Here is a 2832-nt window from a genome sequence, read left to right as displayed (position 1 = left end):
CCTGCAGTTCACGATAGCTAATGCCATATTTACAATACCAGCGCACAGCCCAAAGAATGATTTCGCCCTGAAAATGCCGACCATGGAAAGGATTCATATGCTGCACCTTTAGCTAAAACAGTCTTCAACTTACCATTCGTGGTTATTTGCAACAGTGCCACTTGGGTGGTCTGCCTTTAGCTGGAACATGCTTCTGCAATTGCTCAACCATTTAAATAAAAGGTTGACCATGAGATGCCTGTATATCGCTTAAACTGTGTTTCAGAAAGCTTCTTTGAATCAATGTATTTCATCCGCAGATTATGCACGAATGCTAAGAAAATTAGAGTACAAATATCAATCAAAAAGGTGCTCGTTTTTTGATTTATGAAAGAGAGATCTATTATTCAATTATATCTTTTAATGATCAATAGAAAGCCTAGTTTCAAACACATTCTTCAGACACAAACAAATATGATCAAAATAGAGTGATTACTCTATAAAATAATAAAATCAATTACTTAAATCATATTTTATTTTAAAAAAAATACAAATGTGTATTAAAAATAACCATTACTTACATTTTTTTGATTACAAAATATAATGAGTAAATTGCTTCCCATTTCATACATTTTTCATATATAAAAAGTCATACTATTTTTAAGGTTTTTCTAAATCACATTTTATACTTCATAGTTTTTAACATCATTATTAAAGGTGAACCATGCAAAAGAAGAAGCGCACCCCATTAGACGCACAACAGTCCCATCTTTGGATTATTGGTGGTGGTATCGCAGGTATGGCTGCTGCTGCATTTGCAATCCGTGATGCCAAAGTCCCTGCCAAAAATATCCATATTTTAGAAGAACTCGATATTTCAGGTGGTTCGATGGATGGTGGACATACACCGCATGCCGCGCAAGCTTGGGTAACACGTGGTGGGCGAATGCTGACCGATGAAACTTATTTGTGCCTATGGGACTTATTTTCCAGTATTCCATCTTTGGAAAATCCAGACATTTCGGTGCGTGAAGAATGTCGTGAGTTTAATGAAAAAGTGAAAACCCACGCCAATGCACGGTTGATTGATGCCGAACATGTCATTGCGGATGCAGCAAAGCTTGGTCTGAATACGCTACATCGTGCACAGATGCTGCGCCTATTAGCTTCAAAAGAAGAAAAAATTGGCAGTCGCCGCATTGATGAGTTTTTTGATGAAACCTTTTTTGAAACCAATTTCTGGCGCATGTGGCGCACGACTTTCGCTTTTCAAAAATGGCACAGTGCAGCAGAGTTAAGACGCTATTTCTTGCGTTTTATTCAAGAATTGCCACGCATTCATACCTTAGCGGGTGTGAAACGTACCAAGTACAACCAATATGACTCGATGATTCTGCCCCTACAGCGTTGGTTAGTCGCACAAGGCGTCGATGTGCGTTTTGGACACTATGTCACAGATGCAGACTTCATTACCAATGCTGAAACTCAAGAACGCTACGCTTCACGCCTATATGTACAATTGCCTGAAGGCTCAGAGCAAATTAATCTGAAAGCCAATGATTTAGCTATTTTCACTTTAGGCTCTATTACAGCAGACTCACGTTATGGCGGTAATCATGACGTGCCTGCCCTTATTCGTCATCGAGAAGATCATGGCTGGACGCTTTGGGAAACGCTGGCACAAAAAGCCCCAGACTTTGGCCGTCCAATGACTTTTTATGGCAATGTCGATGAACATAAGTGGGAGTCTTTCACTCTGACCATGAAAGATGACGTGCTACTTAAACGTATTATTGACTATACAGGCAATGAACCAGGCACAGGCGCACTCATGACTTGGTATGAGTCGGGTTGGCATTTATCCATCGTGGTTCCTGCACAGCCACACTTTGCCGACTTACCTGAAGGTTTATATACCTTATGGGGCTACGGTTTCCAAATTGACCATATAGGCGATTACATCAAAAAACCAATGTCCGAAGCCACGGGGCAAGAAATCCTAACAGAACTGATTAAACAGCTCGGTTTTGACGACATTTTAGATCATGTTTTGGCAACGACTGATGTTACTACCGCCATGATGCCATACGCCTCTGCCCTATTCGCCTGCCGTAAACCGGGGGATCGTCCACAGGTAATTCCACAAGGCTCACAAAACTTTGCTTTCCTTGGACAGTTTGTGGAAATTGAAGATGACGTGGTCTTTACTGTGGAATATTCAGTTCGTGGGGCGATGCTTGCCATTTATGAATTTTTTGGGGTGGAACGTGAAATCCCTGAAATTTACAACGGTCTACTTGATCCCAAAGTGGGTTTAAAAGCTTTAGAAACAGTGTTCCACTAAGTTTTTAATATATAGCGATAAGAGCACCTTTATGTCGCCACTATTACATAGTTTAATTTAAGCAACGTTTGGATACACGAGTGTGGCAGGGATGCCACACGTTATCCATCATAATAGGGATGTTATGTATGGGTAACAAAGGCTTTTGCTTTCTTTTGGCTTATCAAAAGTAAGGGTATTGCCTACACAAACACCTTTTATACTTTATTGAAAGTTGAGGCCGTGTACGCACCTAATTTTAAATTGGATAAAAAGAAAAATTAGATAAAACTTTATACGTCATTATTGGCGACGATATTCAGCTCCATGTTTCTTGCGTTTCCATTCGCCCTCACCTAGAAACTTCATGCCTGTAGAGTCTACGAGTAGATGCAGTCCATCGGGCACTGTTGCAAATAGAGATTTGAGTCGATGATGTTCCCTTTAAAAAGTACTTAGAGACCGAAAACCCTGTTGATTAGACACACTTCACCCTGAGGCTGACCATAATAAAATGACGATGCTTGTCC

General features: G+C 40.3%; 1 protein-coding gene and 3 pseudogenes. 1 reads left to right on the top strand and 3 read right to left on the bottom strand.

Annotation, left to right across the window (positions count from 1 at the left end; translation table 11 throughout):
• A pseudogene (locus tag FTV29_RS14855) lies at positions 1 to 97 on the bottom strand (IS6 family transposase); the annotation flags it as partial.
• Positions 98 to 703: 606 nt separating this feature from the next.
• Between FTV29_RS14855 and FTV29_RS14850 the strand changes: the two are divergent.
• Complete coding sequence (locus FTV29_RS14850) at positions 704 to 2323, top strand: oleate hydratase (RefSeq protein WP_004726755.1); 1620 nt, start codon at positions 704 to 706, stop codon at positions 2321 to 2323.
• Positions 2324 to 2608: 285 nt separating this feature from the next.
• Here FTV29_RS14850 and FTV29_RS14845 read toward each other — a convergent pair.
• A pseudogene (locus tag FTV29_RS14845) lies at positions 2609 to 2704 on the bottom strand (IS5/IS1182 family transposase); the annotation flags it as partial.
• Between the two features lie 53 nt (positions 2705 to 2757).
• Positions 2758 to 2832, bottom strand: a pseudogene (locus tag FTV29_RS14840) (IS6 family transposase); the annotation flags it as partial.

It is taken from the genome of Acinetobacter sp. YH12254, assembly GCF_013417415.1.
Taxonomy (GTDB): Bacteria; Pseudomonadota; Gammaproteobacteria; order Pseudomonadales; family Moraxellaceae; genus Acinetobacter; species Acinetobacter pseudolwoffii.
Note: the sequence above shows the minus strand (reverse complement) of the source record. Positions and strands in the feature narration are given on the sequence as shown.